This window comes from Massilia sp. LC238 (genome assembly GCF_000735635.1).
Lineage (GTDB): Bacteria > Pseudomonadota > Gammaproteobacteria > Burkholderiales > Burkholderiaceae_D > Telluria > Telluria varians.
In genome coordinates, this window is record NZ_JNNN01000010.1 from 1 (window position 1) to 16,849 (window position 16,849).

Genomic DNA, 16,849 nt, shown 5'->3' on the forward strand with positions numbered 1-16,849 from the left:
GTGCATCCGCATTCAGCGCTCGGCTACAAATCGCCGCGGATGTTTAGGAAAGAGCGACGCCGTCAGGCTCTGGAAACTGACGCTAACTAAGCATCAGGCTGTGTCCGGGAAAAGCGGGGCAAGATCAATCCCACTGAGCTCCTTGTGAAGCATGCCTATGTATGCCTTGATGGCAGCTCCTAGCTCAGCATCGCTCCATGGAGTCGCGTCTTTTGATCGGGATGGCACGTGGACTTGAAACTCGTCGGATCATTGATCCACATAGTCTAAATCTTGTTCAATATCTCATCAACAATATTGCTTTGTGTTCTGGCGTCATTGCGTTGGCAAACTACGGTCAAAATTTTGCTGAATGAAAATTCCTTTCGTTTGATCAATATTCGTTGGTAGCATCACGGGATGAACGCATCCCCTTCCTATGGAGTTACGCCTCCACGCATCCGTCGCCGCCAGACCATCGCACTGATCCTGCTGGTCGTTACTGGCGTCATTAACTACCTCGACCGCGCAACGCTTGCCGTCGCCAATGAATTCATCCGCGCCGATCTCGGTCTGTCGCTTGGCCAGATGGGTTTACTGCTGTCGGCCTTTTCCTGGAGCTATGCCCTGTGCCAGCTGCCGGTTGGCGCCCTGGTCGACAAGATCGGACCGCGCTGGTTGCTCGGCGCAGGCTTGGTATTGTGGTCGCTGGCACAAGCCGCAGGTGGCCTCGTCTCGACCTTCGGCTGGTTCGTGCTTGCCCGCGTCGTGCTTGGTATCGGCGAGGCGCCGCAGTTCCCGGCCGCGGCGCGGGTCGTGAGCAATTGGTTCCCAGTCAAGGCACGTGGTACGCCGACAGGCATTTACAACTCGGCGTCCCCATTGGGCTTTGCGCTCGCACCACTGTGCCTGTCGCCCCTGATTGCCGCCACCAGCTGGCACTGGGCATTCTTCGTCACCGGCGCGCTCGGCATCGTGGCGGCAGTTGTCTGGGTGATGTTGTATCGGGACCCGGTGCGCGAGCAGATGTCCGCGGAGGAGTTGGCGTATCTCGATGAAGGCCAAACGGTAGAAGAGGCGCCGAAAGCAGGCTTCGCCTCCTGGCTCGCCCTGTTCCGGCACCGCGCGACCTGGGGCATGCTGCTCGGCTTCTTCGGATCGGTCTATCTCAATTGGGTCTACCTGACCTGGCTGCCGGGCTACCTGCGTGCAGAGCGCAACATGGACGTCGCCTACGTCGGTGTGGCGGCGACGATTCCCTTCCTGTGCGGCTTCGCCGGCGCCCTGGTGGCCGGCTGGGCGTCTGACCAGATCACACGGCGTGCGTCATCGGTCCTGGCGGGTCGTCGTACGGCGGTGGTAATCGCCATGCTGGGCATGGTAGCGTTCACGATCCCGGCTGCACTGGTCGAGAGCAATACCCTGGCCATTGCCTGCATCTCGGTGGTCATCTTCCTGGCGAATGCTGCGTCGGCCTGCTCCTGGTCGCTGGTCACGGTCGTGGCGCCGCGCAGCCGTATCGCCTCGCTGGGAGCGATCCAGAACTTTGGCGGTTTCATCGGCAGTGCATTGGCGCCGATCTTTACCGGCTACATGGCGCAGGCCTGGTCCTTCGTGCCGGCCTTGCTGGCCGGCGCCGGCATCGCCTTCGTCAGCGCGATGTTGTATCAATTCCTTGTTGTGCGACCGATTCCCGAGCAGGAGTCAGATACCGGAGCGTAGAGATGCGTCTAACGACGAAGACTGTACTTGTTATGCTTTGCTTTAGCCTCGGCTCAGCGATCGCGGCGGAAGCCCGGCTTCCTTCTGACGTTGTCAGATATGTGGAACAGCGTGAAGGCTGCGATCATTTCCGGGGAGAGATCCCGGACCCGCCAGACAAGCAGCGCATGAAGGAAATGGAGCGTGAAATCCGCAAGCTCTGTACTGGCACAGATAAAAAGCTTACGCAGCTGAAGCGCAAGTACGCCAAGAACCAGGCGGTCATGAAGCGTCTGAATGAGTTCGAAGAAAAGATCGAGTAGTCGCCGTCACCAACTGACGGCAGAATGAAAAAGGCCTCGTACGAATACGAGGCCTTTTTGGCTTAGAGCGCAGAACGCTTAAACGTCGATATTCCCCGCCTGCAGCGCATTGGTCTCAATGAAGTTACGACGCGGTTCGACTTCATCCCCCATCAGCGTGGTAAAGATCTGGTCCGCCGCAATCGCATCCTCGATCTGCACCTTCAGCAGGCGGCGCACGGTCGGATCCATCGTGGTTTCCCACAGCTGTTCCGGATTCATCTCGCCCAGACCCTTGTAACGCTGCTTGCTCACGCCGCGTTCCGCTTCCTCGCGCAGCCAGATCATGGCTTCGTGGAAGCCGCGCACCGCGAACTCCTTCATCTTCTCGCCTTCGCCGCGGCGGATGATGGCGCCTTCGCCGATCAGGCCCTGGAAGGTGGCGGCCGCGTTGGCCAGCACGGCGTAGTCGTTGCTCTGCACGAAGTCGGCGTCGATCGAGGTGACGTTCACGTTACCGTGGCGCATGCGCTCGATGCGCAGCGCGTGCTTCTCGGACAGCTCGTCCGAACGCACGACCACCTTCACGGCCGGATCCTTGATCGCCGCTTCCATCGCCTTGGCCGAGGCTTCGGCCTTCTCCAGCGTGCTCATGTCCAGCGTGACGCCGGCCGTGATCGCGGTCAGCGCCGCACGGTCGATCACGCGGGTCAGGCGCATCATGATGGCGTTCGACAGGTTGTACTGGCGCACCAGCTCGCTCAGGGCTTCGCCGCTGATCGGCTCGGCGCCTTCGCGCGGGATCAGGGAGGCAGCGTTCAGCGCGAACGTCATCATGTAGCTTGCTTCCTCGAGGTCGTCCTTCAGGTAGCGCTCGTCGCGGCCGGCCTTCACCTTGTACAGCGGCGGCTGGGCGATGTAGATGTGGCCGCGCTCCACCAGCTGCGGCATCTGGCGGTAGAACAGCGTCAGCAGCAGGGTGCGGATGTGGGCGCCGTCGACGTCCGCGTCGGTCATGATGATGATGCGGTGGTAGCGCAGCTTGTCGACGTTGAATTCGTCCGGGCCGATCGAGGTGCCGAGGGTCGCGATCAGGGTGGTGATCTGCTCCGACGACAGCATCTTCTCGAAGCGCGCCTTTTCCACGTTCAGCACCTTGCCGCGCAGCGGCAGGATGGCCTGGAACTTGCGGTCGCGGCCCTGCTTGGCGGAGCCGCCTGCCGAGTCACCCTCGACGATGTACAGCTCGGCCAGGGCCGGGTCGCGTTCCTGGCAGTCGGCCAGTTTGGACGATAAGCCCAGCCCGTCCATCACGCCCTTGCGGCGGGTCAGGTCGCGCGCCTTGCGCGCCGCTTCGCGGGCACGGGCCGCTTCCACGATCTTGCCGCAGATGATCTTGGCATCGTTCGGCTTCTCCATCAGGAAGTCGGTCAGGGTCTTGGCCACGATCTCTTCCACCGGGCCGCGCACTTCGGACGACACCAGCTTGTCCTTGGTCTGCGACGAGAACTTCGGCTCCGGCACCTTCACCGACAGCACGCAGGTCAGGCCTTCGCGCATGTCGTCGCCCGATATCTCGACCTTCGCCTTCTTGGCGAATTCGTTCTCGTCGATGTACTTGTTGATCACGCGGGTCATTGCCGCGCGCAGGCCGGTCAGGTGAGTGCCGCCGTCGCGCTGCGGGATGTTGTTGGTGAAGCACAGCACCTGCTCGTTGTAGGCGTCGTTCCACTGCATCGACACGTCCACCGAGATGTTGGTGCCTTGCTCGGACACGCGCTCGCCGGTGGCCTGGAACACGGTCGGGTGCAGGACGGTCTTGGCCTTGTTGATGTACTCCACGAAGCCGCGGGTGCCGCCTTCGAAGGCGAACACTTCTTCCTTGCCGGTGCGATGATCGCTCAGCTTGATGTTGACGCCGTTGTTCAGGAACGAGAGTTCGCGGATGCGCTTGCTCAGGATCTCGTAGTGGAACTCGACGGTGGTGAAGATTTCCTCGTCGGCCCAGAAGTGCACTTCGGTGCCGCGCTTGTCGGTGTCGCCCAGGACCTTCATCGGCGAGACTTCCACGCCGTCGACGACTTCGATGATGCGGTCCAGCGGGACGCCGCGCGAGAATTCCAGCTGGTGGATCTTGCCTTTCTGGCGCACGGTCACGCGCAGCAGCTTCGACAGCGCGTTCACGCACGAGACGCCGACGCCGTGCAGGCCGCCGGAGACCTTGTACGAGTTCTGGTTGAACTTGCCGCCGGCGTGCAGTTCCGTCAGGGCGATCTCGGTCGCCGAGCGCTTCGGCTCGTGCTTGTCGTCCATCTTGACGCCGGTCGGGATGCCGCGGCCGTTGTCGGTGATCGAGATCGAGTTGTCGGAGTGGATGGTGACGTGGATCTCGGTGCAGTAGCCGGCCAGGGCTTCGTCGATCGAGTTGTCGAGCACCTCGAACACCAGGTGGTGCAGGCCGGTGCCGTCCGAGGTGTCGCCAATGTACATGCCCGGGCGCTTGCGCACCGCTTCCAGGCCTTCCAGGATCTGGATCGAGGACGCGCCGTATTCGTCCGCCTTGGCGGCGGGAGTCATTTCTGGTTGGGTATTCTCGGACATGGACTGCTTTCTCTATAAAACGGGTGATTCAGGGCTGCTTGGTTGTCAGGTTGCTTGCTTCAACCTTGGCCAGCAGCTCCTGAACCGTCGTTCCCGCGAAGGCGGGAACCCAATTGTTGCGTGAGTGCTTACAAACTTGGATCCCCGCCTGCGCGGGGATGACGGAACAACGGCTAACTACTATGGCGGGCCGTGCGGTCCGCTATCAAATCCGCATCGGCATGACGACATACTTGAAGTCGCCATTGTCGGGAATCGAGATCAGCGCCGACGAGTTCGAATCGCCCAGCGCGATGTTCACCTGGTCGCACTTCAGGTTGTTCAGCACGTCGAGCAGGTAGGTCACGTTGAAACCGATGTCGATGGTGTCGCCGCCGTAGTCGATCTCGAGTTCTTCCACCGCCTCTTCCTGGTCGGCGTTGGTCGAGCTGATCTTCATGACGCCCGGCTCGATGATGCAGCGCACGCCCTTGAACTTGTCGCTGGTCATGATCGCGGCGCGCTGCAGCGAACGCAGCAGCTCGTCACGGCCGATCGTGAACTCGTTCTTGTAACCCTTCGGGATCACGCGGGTGTAGTCAGGGAACTTGCCCTCGACCAGCTTCGAGACCAGCTCGATGTCGGCGAAGGTCAGCTTCACCTGCGAGGCGGCGATATCCAGGCGCACCTCTTCATCGCTTTCTTCCAGCAGGCGCTGCAGTTCGATGATGGTCTTGCGCGGGATGATCACTTCCTGGCGCTCGAAGGCCTGTTCGGTGGCCACCTGGCAGAAGGCCAGGCGGTGGCCGTCGGTCGCCACGGCGATGATGTTGTTCCCGTCCAGCACCAGCAGCAGGCCGTTCAGGTAGTAGCGGATGTCCTGCTGGGCCATCGCGAAGTGCACCATGTTGAACAGGTGTTTCAGCGTCTTCTGCGGCAGGGTGACGCTGGCGTTGTAGCTGTCGGCCACCGACACGGTCGGGAATTCTTCCGCGGCCAGGGTCTGCAGGGCGAAGCGCGACTTGCCGCTCTGAACGGCCAGGCGCTTGTTCTGCAGGGTCATGGTGACGTCGCCCGACTCCGGCAGGGCGCGCAGGATGTCCAGCAGCTTGCGCGCCGCCACCGTGGTGCCGGTCACGTCGTCGCCCGAACCGATGTTGGCGAGCGTGGTGATCTGGACTTCGGTGTCGGTCGAGAGGAACGAGACGCTTTCGCCGTCCTTGCGAATGAGGATATTGGCCAGAATCGGCATGGTGTGCCGACGCTCGACAATACCGCTCACGATCTGCAGTGGCCGGAGAAGCGTGTCTCGGGTGGTTTTGACCAGTTGCATAGATATCCTCAGTTAAGTATTAATTATTTATTGCTCTAACACTATTTTGCCAATTGCCGGAAGCAAACACAAACGCTGCGGCATGGCTTTTGTAGGGTGGGCGGCTTTGCCGCCCACGCGTTCAACGATCGCCAGCACTGTCGCGACATATCACCTTGCAGCGATCACCGCGTGGGCAGGAAACCTGCCCACCCTACGAAAATCTCCCATCAGCCCTTCAGCGTCTGCTCCAGCACGTGCAGCTCGTGGTTGCACTCGGCGTTCTTCTGGCGGTCCTGGGCGATCTTGCGCACCGCGTGCAGCACGGTGGTGTGGTCGCGGCCGCCGAACAGCTCGCCGATCTCCGGCAGGCTCTTCTGGGTCAGTTCCTTGGCCAGGTACATGGCGATCTGGCGCGGACGGGCGATGTTCGCCGGGCGGCGCTTGGAGTACATGTCCGCCACCTTGATGTTGAAGAAGTCCGCCACCGTCTTCTGGATGTTCTCCACCGAGATCTGGCGGTTCTGCACCGACAGCAGATCTTTCAGGGCTTCCTTCACCACGTCGATGGTGATGTCCTTGCCGTGGAAGCGCGAGTAGGCCAGGATCTTGCGCAGCGCGCCTTCCAGCTCGCGCACGTTGGAGCGCAGGTGCTTGGCCACGAAGAAGGCGACGTCGTCCGACAGGGTCACGTTCTCGGACTGCGCCTTCTTCAGCAGGATCGCCACGCGCATTTCCAGCTCGGGCGGCTCGATCGCCACCGTCAGGCCGGAGTCGAAGCGCGAGATCAGGCGGTCGTCCATGCCGGTGATCTCCTTCGGATAGGTATCCGAAGTGATGATGATCTGCTTCTTGGCCGCGATGAGCGCCTCGAACGCATAGAAGAATTCTTCCTGCGTGCGGCTCTTCCCGCCGAAGAACTGGATATCGTCGATCAGCAGCATGTCGAGCGAGTGGTAGTAATGCTTGAAGTCGTCGAAGCCCTTGCGCTGGTAGGCGGTGACGACGTCGCGCACGTACTGCTCGGCGTGGATGTAGCGGATGCGCGCGTTCGGGTTGTCGGCCATGACCTGGTTGCCGATCGCATGGATCAGGTGGGTCTTGCCGAGGCCCACGCCGCCGTAGAAGAACAGCGGGTTGTACGAGACGCCCGGGTTGTTGGCGACCTGGATCGCGGCGGCACGCGCCAGCTGGTTGGCCTTACCGGTGACGAAGCTGTCGAAGGTCAGGTCGGTGTTGATGCGGCTCTGCTCGCGCTTGGGCGAGTTGGCGATGTTCACGTTGCCCTGGCTGGGCGCCGGGTCGGCAGGGCGCGGGGCGCCATTACCGGCCGCGCTGCCGTCGCCGGCAGCAGTGGCAGGACCCGCCGGCTTCCTGGCCGGGTTGTTCTTCGGATCGAGCACGAACTGCACTTCGACCGGCGCTTCCCAGTACTGGCAGGCGAGTTCGGTAATGCGCGTGGCGAACTGGGTCTTGACCCAGTCGAGCTTGAACCGGTTCGGCGCGGCGATGCGCAGCTTGCCATCCTCGTAATCGAGGACGACCAGCGATTTGATCCACGCACTGTATTGCTGCGGCGTCAGCTCGAGTTCCAGCTGCGCGGAACAGGTCTGCCAAAAGTTTTCCATACTTCGCTAATTGATACGTAACACGCTATTTTACCTGTCTCGGCCGAAGTTATCCACAGGTTGGGCCCAGAATTTTCAAGCATGGCGCAGTTTGCAAGACTCATCAGGAAACAACGGTCGCCTTGACAGCTGGACTGGAAATCATGTCTAATTCAGGGTTCCCCGTCCGTGCGCCATATCAAGCTGACAATTCAGCAGGCGGCTGCCCGGGCGAAACGAGTATCTGCTGTGGCGTGACGCTGGCTTAACCATCTGCGAACTGTCATTGGCGACGAATCCTGACACGACGTCAGACCCGATTTTGCACTTACTTTTGCTTTAAGCGAGACCACCATGAAACGTACTTACCAACCTTCCGTCGTCCGTCGCAAGCGCACGCACGGCTTCCGCGCACGTATGGCTACCCGTGGTGGCCGTCAAGTCCTGAACGCACGCCGCGCCAAGGGCCGCAAGCGCCTGGCTGTCTAAGTTTTTTAGACCAGATCGACGCGGTCGGTGATGACAGGCGAAGGTTCGCACGACTTCGCGCGCGTTCGGCGTATCGTTAAAACGGATGAGTTTTCATCCGTTTTTCGTTTGCGCCCGGCGCAAAAATCCGCGCATTTCGTGCTCTACACCCGACCCAACAACCTGCCGCATGCGCGGCTGGGCGTCGTTGCGGCCAAGCGTTTCGCGCCGCGCGCCGTCACCCGCAATACGATCAAGCGCGTCACGCGCGAGCTGTTCCGCACCAGCCAGCTGCAGCCCTTCGACTGCATCGTGCGCCTGTCGCGGCCGGTGAACGGCAAGGACGGGCCGGCCACCACGCGCGCCCTGAAGGCCGAGCTGCGCGCCGAGCTCACCCGCCTGTTCGCCTCCCAGCGCCCGCGCCGTCCGGCGCCCTCGCCGACATCATGAAGACGCTGCTGGTCTGGTTCCTTCGCGGCTACCAGCTGCTGCTGTCCCCGTTGCTCGGGCAGAAGTGCCGTTTTTACCCGACCTGCTCCAATTACGCGATCGAAGCGCTGCGCGTGCACGGCGCCGCCCGCGGCTCGCTGCTGGCCGCGCGCCGCGTGTGCCGCTGCCATCCGTGGAATCCGGGCGGCGTCGACTTCGTCCCGCCGGCGCGCGAGGGCAAGGACCAGCAACCTCCACCAGCCGCTCGCGGTTGTAACCACTCCTGACTAGACTCCAATGGAACTCAATAAACGTACCGTCCTGTGGATCGTGTTCGCCATTTCCCTGATTGTTCTCTGGAACAACTGGATGGTGGCCAACGGTAAACAGTCGCTGTTCTCGCCGGCGCCGCCGACCGCCCAGGTGGCGCAGCAGCAAACCAAGCCGAGCGACGTGCCGGCCGCCCCGCAGCCGGGCGCCACTGCCGTGCCGGGCGGGCCGGGCGCCAGCCCGGCCGGCGTCCCGGGCGCCGCACCTGGCGCGCCATCGACCCAGCGCATCACCATCACCACCGACGTGGTGAAGGCCGACATCGACACCCTCGGCGGCGTCATCAAGCGCCTCGAGCTGCTGAAGTTCGCCGACGAAATCGACAAGACCAAGAACAAGGTGCTGTTCAACGTGGGCGGCAACAGCGTCTACCTGGGCCAGACCGGCCTGGTCGGCTCGACCCCGGCCGGCGTGATGCCGAACCACGCGACCCCGTTCGTGGCCCGTCCGCTCACGCGCGGCGCCGACGGCACCGTGCAGCTGGTGATGGATGCGGAGCAGGGCGGCGTGCGCCTGACCAAGACCTTCACCTTCCGCAAGGGCGACTACGTCATCGGCATCCGCCATGACGTCACCAACCTGACCGCTGCGCCGGTGCAGCCGTCGCTGTACCTGCAGCTGCAGCACGACGGCAACAAGCCGGCGACCGATTCCTGGTTCATGCCGAGCTACACCGGCCCGACCCTGTACACCCAGGAAGACAAGTACCAGAAGCTGACTTTCGAAGACATCGAGAAGGGCAAGGCCGATCACGCAAGCAAGGCCAATAACGGCTGGGTCGCGATCTCGCAGCACTTCTTCGTCTCGGCCTTCATCCCGGCCGACAAGGCGCAGCGCGAGATCTTCACCAAGAAGATCGCGACCAACCTGTACGCCATCGGCACCATCCAGCCGCTGGGCACCGTGGCGCCGGGCGCGACCGTGTCGAACGACACCCGCCTGTACTCGGGCCCGCAGGACGAGCAGACCCTGGAAACCATCGCCCCTGGCCTGGAACTGGTCAAGGACTACGGCATGCTGACCATCATCGCCAAGCCGATCTTCTGGGTGATGACCCACCTGCACTCGCTGCTGGGTAACTGGGGCTGGACCATCGTCGCGCTGACCGTGCTGATCAAGCTGGCCTTCTTCCCGCTGTCGGCGGCCGGCTACCGCAGCATGGCCAAGATGCGTGTGGTGACGCCGAAGATGCAGGCGATCCGCGAGCGCTACAAGAACGACCCGCAGAAGATGCAGCAGGCCACCATGGAGCTGTACAAGACCGAGAAGATCAACCCGCTGGGCGGCTGCCTGCCGATCCTGGTGCAGATGCCGGTCTTCTTCGCCCTGTACTGGGTGCTGCAGGCTTCGGTCGAGATGCGCGGCGCGCCGTGGATCCTGTGGATCGACGACCTGACCCGCCCGGACCCGTACTTCATCCTGCCGATCATCTACGCGGTGTCGATGTACATCACCACCAAGCTGAACCCGCAGCCGACCGACCCGGTGCAGGCCAAGATGATGCTGTTCATGCCGCTGGCATTCTCGGTGGTGTTCTTCTTCTTCCCGTCGGGACTGGTGCTGTACTGGGTGGTCAACAACATCCTGTCGATCGCGCAGCAGTGGGTGATCACCAAGAAGTTCGAGACCAGCGCGGCGAAGTAAGCGGCCTGGTTTCAGTGGAAAGCCCGCGCTTGCGCGGGCTTTTTCTTTTCCGTATCCCTTACAATCCCCTCCATGAAACTCGACACCTCCCCCATCGCCGCCATCGCCACCGCCCCGGGACGCGGCGGCATCGGCGTCGTGCGCGCCTCCGGCAAGTCGCTGCAGGCCCTGATCGACGTCCTGTTCCCCGGCGTGAAGCTCAATCCGCGCCACGCCACCTACATTCCGTTCAAGGCCGCCAACGGCGACGTGATCGACGAGGGCCTGGCCCTGTACTTCAAGGGCCCGCATTCCTATACCGGCGAAGACGTGCTCGAACTGCAGGGCCACGGCGGCCCGGTGGTGCTGCAGATGCTGCTGGCCCGCGTGCTCGAAGCCGGCGCCGGGCACGGCCTGCGCCTGGCCGAGCCGGGCGAGTTCACCCGCCGCGCCTTCCTGAACGACAAGCTCGACCTCGCCCAGGCCGAAGCCGTGGCCGACCTGATCGACGCCTCCACCGAAGCCGCGGCGAAGTCCGCCTCGCAGTCGCTGTCGGGCGCTTTTTCCCAGGTGGTGCACCGGCTGGTCGACCAGACCATCAATCTGCGCATGCTGGTCGAGGCGACCCTGGACTTCCCGGAAGAAGAGATCGACTTCCTCGAAAAATCGAACGCGCGCGGCCAGCTGGCCGGCATCGTCGAGGCGCTGGAAAACGTGTTCCGCCAGGCGGCGCAAGGCGCATTGCTGCGCGAAGGCCTGAACGTGGTGCTGGTGGGCCAGCCGAACGTCGGCAAGTCCTCGCTGCTGAACGCCCTGGCCGGCGCCGACGTCGCGATCGTCACCCCGATCGCCGGCACCACGCGCGACAAGGTCACCGAGACCATCCAGATCGAAGGCATCCCGCTCAACATCATCGACACCGCCGGCATCCGCACCCTCGACGACATCGACGTGGTGGAACGCATCGGCATCGAGCGCACCTGGGGAGAGGTCGGCAAGGCCGACGTGATCCTGCACCTGCTGGACGCCAACCTGGGACCGAGCGCGGAAGACGAGAAAATCGTCGCCGCTTTCCCGGCCGGGGTGCCGGTGGTGCGCATCTGGAACAAGATCGACCTGTCCGGCCACAAGCCCTCGATGGACGTGTCGCCCGACGCCACCCACCTGTACCTGTCGGCGCACGAGAAACTGGGGATCGACCTGCTGCGCGCCGAACTGCTGCGCATCGCCGGCTGGCAGCAGACCGGCGAGTCGCTGTACCTGGCGCGCGAACGCCACCTGATCGCGCTGCGCGCCGCCCGCGAGCACCTTGAACTTGCGCGCCAGCACGCGCTGCAGGACGACCAGTCGCTCGACCTGTTCGCCGAGGAGCTGCGCCTGGCGCAGGACCAGCTGTCCAGCATCACCGGGCAGTTCACGCCGGACGATTTGCTGGGGGTGATCTTCAGTCGCTTCTGTATCGGGAAGTAAGAGGACGCCGCGTATCGTCACTGCACTCCGGATTGCCGCATGCTAGGCTGTCGCCTGACAGACAGGACAGGAGGGCAGGATTGATGACAAACACTGACGGCAGCAAGCGGCGGCGACTCGTGCGGGGAGGGCTGCTGTTTGCCGCCTGCGCCTTGCTGTCTTCCTGCGCCAGCCTGACCGGCCCGCGCACGGTCGAAATCCCCCTGCACAAGCTGCAGGCCGGCCTCGAGCGCCGCTTCCCGCTCAGCCATCCCCTGATGGGTCTGTTCGACATCCGCCTGCAGCGCCCGCAGCTGGCGATCCAGCCTGAGCTTGATCGGGTCGCGCTGGCGCTGGAAGCCTCGGTATCGCCGCCGTTCGCGCGCGACACCTGGAGCGGCAGCCTGGCGTTCTCGGGCCGGCTCTACGTCGACCCGGGCCGCCCGGCCGTGATGATGGCCGAACCGCGCGTCGACCGCGTGACGATCGGCGCCAATCCCGAGGCCGAGCGCCAGATTGCGCGCATCGCCAGCACCCTCATCGATACCGTCGTGCGCGACACGCCGGTCTACACCTTCGACTCGCAGGACCTGCGCTATGCCGGCGTCCAGTTCATTCCGACCCGGATCGAAACCACACGTTCTGGTCTGCTGGTAACGCTGGAACCCGCGAATCAGCGCTAAGCACCCCAAACAACACCCCGATTGCTGCGTTGCATTGTCTCGCCGTACTTCCGTACTGTCTTCGACAATGCGCCTTGCCCTCGGGGCGTTGTTTAGGGTGCTAAGTCGCATTTCCGCCACGCATCCGTTTGCGTGCGTACAAAAAATTAGCAATACGCTATTATTTTTACGCGCAGGAGCGCAAGTCCTTGGAGGTGTGTTGTTCGCAAGCCTAATCGGCATGTGACGATTGCAGAGCCAGTCCATTCAGCGCACACTGGGACGGATGGAATGGCACTGAACTGCCGTGGCGCGACCTCGCCGCGGTCCGCGCTTGAGGTTTCTCATGGGCACGATGTTCTTCTGAAGTAATCTTGGTTGGACTTCAGTCTGTCGTGTAGGGGGTGGATCTTGGAAACGACACAGGAAAGCTTTTCGGACAATGGGCTGGCCGCCGAGCCGGCCCTGGCCGCGGTCGCCGTAGCTACCCCAGGGATGCCCGCGCGAGCGAGCCTGCCTGCGAAAGGCTCATGCTGGTATTGCGAGAAACCGCTCGACAGCGTGCGCCGTTTCTGCGGCAAGAGCTGCGCCGCTTCCTTCGACGAGGAAGCGGAATTCACACGCTAGGCGCTTGCGGCCGGCGCCCTCACCGGGCGTCCAGCACCGAGAGCGCCCGTTCGTAATCGAAGGCCGCCACCGCCGACTCCAGTTGCGCCATGCGCGCCGCGCCCAGGCGTGCGCGCAGTCCGGCGCGCTTCTCCGCCATGAGATCCTGGGCGCCGCTGTCGCCGAGATCGAGCAGGCTGCGCAGGTTTGCCAGGTCGGCTTCCGCCAGCGCCGCCTCGCCTGATGCCGGGATGCCGGCGGACGGCCCAAGCAGCAGCCCCACTTCCGCGATCACCCGCGCCAGTTCCGCGTCCAGCCGGTCGAGCAGCAGCGCATCGGCCGGCGCGCCGGCACGCAGCACCTGTTCGACCTCCAGCGCCAGCGCACGCAGGCCACGCGCCTCGACCATCGCGGCCGCGCCTTTCAGCGTGTGGGCGATGCGGTGCGCCAGCATGGCGTCGCCGCCGGCCAGCGCGGCGCGCAGGCGCAGGACGGTGTCGGCGTAGTCGGAATGGAAGCGGGTGAGGACGCGCAGGTACATCGCCTCGTCGCCCATCATCCGGTCGAGGCCGGCGGCGCAGTCGAGCGCCGCCATGGACACCTGTGAGGGCGCCGGTGGCGAGCCCGGTCCGGCCGGGGAGGAGGACAGGCTCACCGGGTAGTAAACGACCAGTCGCGGCTCACCGGGCTGCCGTTCACCGTGCCGGAGAAGCTGACGTCGTAGGTGGTGGCCGCCGCCAGCCGCGCCAGCGGAATGATCGCGATGGCGGTGCGCTGCGAGGCGGTGCTGGATGAGTTCACGACCAGCACCTCCAGGTTGGCGCCGCCGCGCGGGCGCACCGTGAAGGTCTGCATCGTCAGCGGGGCGTCGATGTTCGCGTGCACGCTGATCGGGTAGCCCACCTCGTTGCGGTCCGGGACCGGATCCGGTTCTTCGGTGTCGCTCATGAAGTTCGGCACCACGCCGGTCTGGCCGTTGAACGGCCAGGTGACGACGGCGTTGGCGGCGATGCCGGGACCGAAGCCGCCGCGGCTCGCAAAGTCGGCCGTGAAGTAGCTGTAGCCGCTGGAGGAGGTGGCGGCGCCGGTGCCGATCTCGCGGAACTTCGGTTCGAACATCACGAAGCGGTGGTAGATCGCGGTGACCAGCTCTTCGGCCATGAAGAAACCGGTGCCGTTGGTGACGCCGGAGATCACTTCGCCATAGGCGTAGCCGTTGGCCGGAATGGTGTAGCCGGCCGCGTTCAGGCGGTCCTTCAGGGTGACGCCGGTGAAGCCCGGCTTGCCCGCGGCCTGGTCGTGGCTCATCACGCGGTTGGTGCGCAGGTATTCGGAGTGGCCCAGCGCCGCATTATTGATCAACACGTTCTCGGTCACGACCGGCACGCCCAGCTGGGTGCGGCGGTAGTTGATCCAGTTGCGGCCATCGACGGCGATGCTGCCGGTCGCGGTGGGCGCCGCGGTATCCGGCACGATGTTGGCCGGAGGTGTCACGCCGACCGGGGTCGCCACGGCGTCCGTGCCGCCGCCTCCGCCGCCGCACGCGACCAGGGTCGAAGCGGCCACCAGTCCGGCGATGAGGGAACGCCAGCGAGGCACGTAGCTCATGTTGCAACTCCTGTCAATACTGGGGAACGACATCACATTCTAGAGCAAAAGAGAGGCATACGACGCCCGTGGCGTTGCGCGACGTCCAGCATATTTCACTCCCCTGTAGAATATGCTATCGATCTCATTGCCGAGTCATCAATTGTCGACCAAGCCCACCAGCCGGCAGCGCCTCGCGCGCGCCAAGTTCGCCCTGCCCAGTTTCGTGACGCTGCTGTCGATCGCCTGCGGCTTCGGCAGCATCGTGATCTCGGTGGACAATGCGCACATCGGCTCCCCCGCCGACTATCGCCTGGCGGCGATCCTGCTGGTGCTGGCCGGCGTGTTCGACGCCCTCGACGGTTTCGTCGCCCGTCTCACCAAGACCCAGTCCAGCTTCGGCGTGCAGCTCGATTCGATCGCCGACGTGATGAACTTCGGCTGCGCCCCGGGGCTCCTGCTGTATTGCTACGGGTTTGCCCAGATGGGCGCCGCACACCCGACCCTGGTGCGCATGGGCGGCCTGGCCTGCTTCGTGTTCGTCACCTGCGGCGCGCTGCGCCTGGCGCGCTTCAACGTCATGGTCGGCCGCACCGACCCGCGCTATTTCGTCGGCATGCCGATCACCGCCGGCGCGGCCTGCGTGGCCTCGGTGGTGGTGGCCTGGCCCGATCCCGCCACCACCATGGCGCAGTGCTTCGCCATCATTGCGCTGATGATCGCGGTCGGCACGCTGATGGTGTCGACCATCCGCTTCCCGAGCTCGAAGCACCCGCGCGGCAAGGTGATGCTGGCGCTGCTGGCGGTGTGCGCCGTGCTGCTGGCGGTCCTGCAGACGCGCTTCTTCGTGCTGTTCTTCCTGCTGTACGTGTCCGCGACCCTGCTGCTGAACATCGCCTGGCGCATGGGGTGGCGCGGCATTGCGCCTCCTCTGGTCTACGAAGACTGATCAGGCGAATTTATCGAGCATCGCCGCCAGGTGGGCGGCGCGTGCCTGTGCTTCGTCGAGGTCGGCCGCATTGCCGGCCTGGGTCTGGATCGACCCTGCCAGCAGCTGCACGAACGAGCGGTCGAGCGCCTTGCGCGCCGCCGCCATCTGCTGGGCCACGGCGTCGACGTCGGACGGCTCCGCGGCCAGCGCGATCAGCTTCTGCACCCCGCGCAGCTGGCCTTCGATGCGCGCCAGCCGGTTCAGCAGGTCCTTCTTCTGCTGCGCGGTGAGGGCGCTGCCCTCGACGATCTTCAGCGGGCTCTCGGCCATCGTCGCCTGCCTTTGGCCTTATGCCACTTCGTGCCCGCGCGCCACGCGCAGGATGCGGAACCAGTCGCCGCGTTCGAGCTGGAAGGAGGTGGCCGCCACCGCTTCGCGGATCGCCTCGAAGCGCCCGGTGCCGGTGAGCGGGATCGGGCGGCTCGGCAGCTGCATGATCCAGGCGAACAGCACGCTGGCGAAGGACTGTTCCATGCGGTCGGCAATCTCCTGGATGACCGAGCGGACCTCCACTGCGCGTGCGTCGCCCGAGGTGAACAGGCGCCCGCCGCCCAGCGGCGACCAGACCATCGGCGCAATGCCCAGGTCTTGCAGGCCGTCGAAGGTCTCGTCGAACATCGGCGCGACGAACATCGGCGAGAACTCGACCTGGTTGGTGGCGAGCGGCACGCGACGGTTCAGGCATTCGAACTGGTGGCGCGTGAAGTTCGACACGCCCACGTGGCGCACCTTGCCGGCCTGCTGCAGGCGGGTGAAGGCGTCGGCGACCTCGTCGAAGTCCATCAGCGGGTCAGGGCGGTGGATCAGCAGCAGGTCGAGGCGATCGGTGCCCAGCAGGCGCAGCGATTCCTCGGCGGAGGCGATGATGTGGCTTGCCGTGGTGTCGTAGTGCTGGATGCCGTGCTGCGGGCGTTTTTCGGAGACCAGCTTGATGCCGCACTTGCTCACCAGCTCGATGCGCTCGCGCAGCGAAGGCTGGGCGCGCAGGGCTTCGCCGAACGCGCCCTCGACGCCGTAGTTGCCGTAGATGTCGGCGTGGTCGAAGGAGGTCACGCCCAGTTCGACGCACTGCTCGATGAAGGCCACGCGCTGCTGGACCGACATGCCCCAGTCGTTCATGCGCCACATGCCGGCCACGATGCGGGACAGTGCGAGCCCGCCCTCACGGGTGGCGATGCGCGGGCAGTGCAGGTCGGCGGGGAGCGGGTGGGTCATCGTGCGCT

The 16,849-nt window shown here is 64.2% G+C and carries 17 protein-coding genes; 10 read left to right on the forward strand and 7 right to left on the reverse strand.

Features of this window, described 5'->3' with window-relative positions:
- The first annotated feature begins 399 nt into the window (after positions 1-399).
- Positions 400-1,701, forward strand: a complete 1,302-nt coding sequence (locus FG94_RS02555) for an MFS transporter (RefSeq protein WP_036206679.1) — start codon at positions 400-402, stop codon at positions 1,699-1,701.
- A 2-nt stretch (positions 1,702-1,703) separates the two neighbouring features.
- The gene (locus FG94_RS02560) at positions 1,704-2,003 is read left to right on the forward strand and encodes a hypothetical protein (RefSeq protein ID WP_036206682.1); all 300 of its coding nucleotides are present in this window, start codon (positions 1,704-1,706) and stop codon (positions 2,001-2,003) included.
- 78 nt (positions 2,004-2,081) lie between these two features.
- Here FG94_RS02560 and gyrB read toward each other — a convergent pair whose 3' ends face one another.
- The 3 genes from gyrB to dnaA all read right to left on the reverse strand — a co-directional run bounded on the left by gyrB (position 2,082) and on the right by dnaA (position 7,502).
- Positions 2,082-4,583 carry a DNA topoisomerase (ATP-hydrolyzing) subunit B gene (gene gyrB, locus FG94_RS02565; protein WP_036206685.1) on the reverse strand — a complete coding sequence of 834 codons (2,502 nt, stop codon included), beginning with the start codon at positions 4,581-4,583 and terminating at the stop codon, positions 2,082-2,084.
- 205 nt (positions 4,584-4,788) lie between these two features.
- The gene (gene dnaN / locus FG94_RS02570; protein WP_036206688.1) at positions 4,789-5,895 is read right to left on the reverse strand and encodes a DNA polymerase III subunit beta; all 1,107 of its coding nucleotides are present in this window, start codon (positions 5,893-5,895) and stop codon (positions 4,789-4,791) included.
- Between the two features lie 209 nt (positions 5,896-6,104).
- Positions 6,105-7,502: a chromosomal replication initiator protein DnaA gene (dnaA, locus tag FG94_RS02575; RefSeq protein WP_036206691.1), complete on the reverse strand. Its 1,398-nt coding sequence runs from the start codon at positions 7,500-7,502 to the stop codon at positions 6,105-6,107.
- 333 nt (positions 7,503-7,835) lie between these two features.
- Between dnaA and rpmH the strand changes: the two genes are divergently transcribed.
- From rpmH to FG94_RS26385, 7 genes are all read left to right on the forward strand, one after another.
- Positions 7,836-7,970, forward strand: a complete 135-nt coding sequence (rpmH, locus tag FG94_RS26380) for a 50S ribosomal protein L34 (protein ID WP_040378179.1) — start codon at positions 7,836-7,838, stop codon at positions 7,968-7,970.
- 30 nt (positions 7,971-8,000) lie between these two features.
- On the forward strand, positions 8,001-8,399 hold the full coding sequence (gene rnpA / locus FG94_RS02580) for a ribonuclease P protein component (RefSeq protein WP_081925742.1): 399 nt from the start codon (positions 8,001-8,003) through the stop codon (positions 8,397-8,399).
- Positions 8,396-8,665 carry a membrane protein insertion efficiency factor YidD gene (gene yidD / locus FG94_RS02585; protein ID WP_036206697.1) on the forward strand — a complete coding sequence of 90 codons (270 nt, stop codon included), beginning with the start codon at positions 8,396-8,398 and terminating at the stop codon, positions 8,663-8,665. The genes rnpA and yidD overlap by 4 nt, the downstream gene beginning before the upstream one ends.
- Positions 8,666-8,675: 10 nt before the next feature.
- The gene (yidC, locus tag FG94_RS02590) at positions 8,676-10,352 is read left to right on the forward strand and encodes a membrane protein insertase YidC (RefSeq protein ID WP_036206699.1); all 1,677 of its coding nucleotides are present in this window, start codon (positions 8,676-8,678) and stop codon (positions 10,350-10,352) included.
- Between the two features lie 72 nt (positions 10,353-10,424).
- Entirely contained in the window at positions 10,425-11,801 is a 1,377-nt protein-coding gene (gene mnmE / locus FG94_RS02595; protein WP_036206701.1) for a tRNA uridine-5-carboxymethylaminomethyl(34) synthesis GTPase MnmE, read from the forward strand.
- Between the two features lie 83 nt (positions 11,802-11,884).
- A complete protein-coding gene (locus FG94_RS02600) occupies positions 11,885-12,463 on the forward strand; it encodes a DUF1439 domain-containing protein (protein WP_051996054.1) in 579 nt (192 codons plus the stop codon).
- Positions 12,464-12,853: 390 nt separating this feature from the next.
- On the forward strand, positions 12,854-13,069 hold the full coding sequence (locus tag FG94_RS26385; protein ID WP_036206729.1) for a hypothetical protein: 216 nt from the start codon (positions 12,854-12,856) through the stop codon (positions 13,067-13,069).
- A gap of 19 nt (positions 13,070-13,088) precedes the next feature.
- Here FG94_RS26385 and FG94_RS02610 read toward each other — a convergent pair whose 3' ends face one another.
- Both FG94_RS02610 and FG94_RS02615 read right to left on the reverse strand, forming a co-directional pair.
- A complete protein-coding gene (locus tag FG94_RS02610; protein ID WP_229445829.1) occupies positions 13,089-13,643 on the reverse strand; it encodes an Hpt domain-containing protein in 555 nt (184 codons plus the stop codon).
- 56 nt (positions 13,644-13,699) lie between these two features.
- On the reverse strand, positions 13,700-14,656 hold the full coding sequence (locus FG94_RS02615) for a CAP domain-containing protein (RefSeq protein WP_036206706.1): 957 nt from the start codon (positions 14,654-14,656) through the stop codon (positions 13,700-13,702).
- Positions 14,657-14,798: 142 nt separating this feature from the next.
- Here FG94_RS02615 and pssA point away from each other — a divergent pair, with 142 nt between their 5' ends.
- On the forward strand, positions 14,799-15,584 hold the full coding sequence (gene pssA, locus FG94_RS02620) for a CDP-diacylglycerol--serine O-phosphatidyltransferase (RefSeq protein ID WP_036206708.1): 786 nt from the start codon (positions 14,799-14,801) through the stop codon (positions 15,582-15,584).
- Here the strand turns inward: pssA and FG94_RS02625 are convergent, their stop codons facing one another.
- Together FG94_RS02625 and FG94_RS02630 are read right to left on the reverse strand one after the other, a co-directional pair.
- Positions 15,585-15,896, reverse strand: coding sequence for a metal-sensitive transcriptional regulator (locus tag FG94_RS02625; protein ID WP_027867059.1), 312 nt, complete (start codon positions 15,894-15,896; stop codon positions 15,585-15,587).
- Positions 15,897-15,914: 18 nt separating this feature from the next.
- The gene (locus tag FG94_RS02630) at positions 15,915-16,841 is read right to left on the reverse strand and encodes an aldo/keto reductase family oxidoreductase (RefSeq protein ID WP_036206710.1); all 927 of its coding nucleotides are present in this window, start codon (positions 16,839-16,841) and stop codon (positions 15,915-15,917) included.
- Between the last annotated feature and the right edge of the window lie 8 nt (positions 16,842-16,849).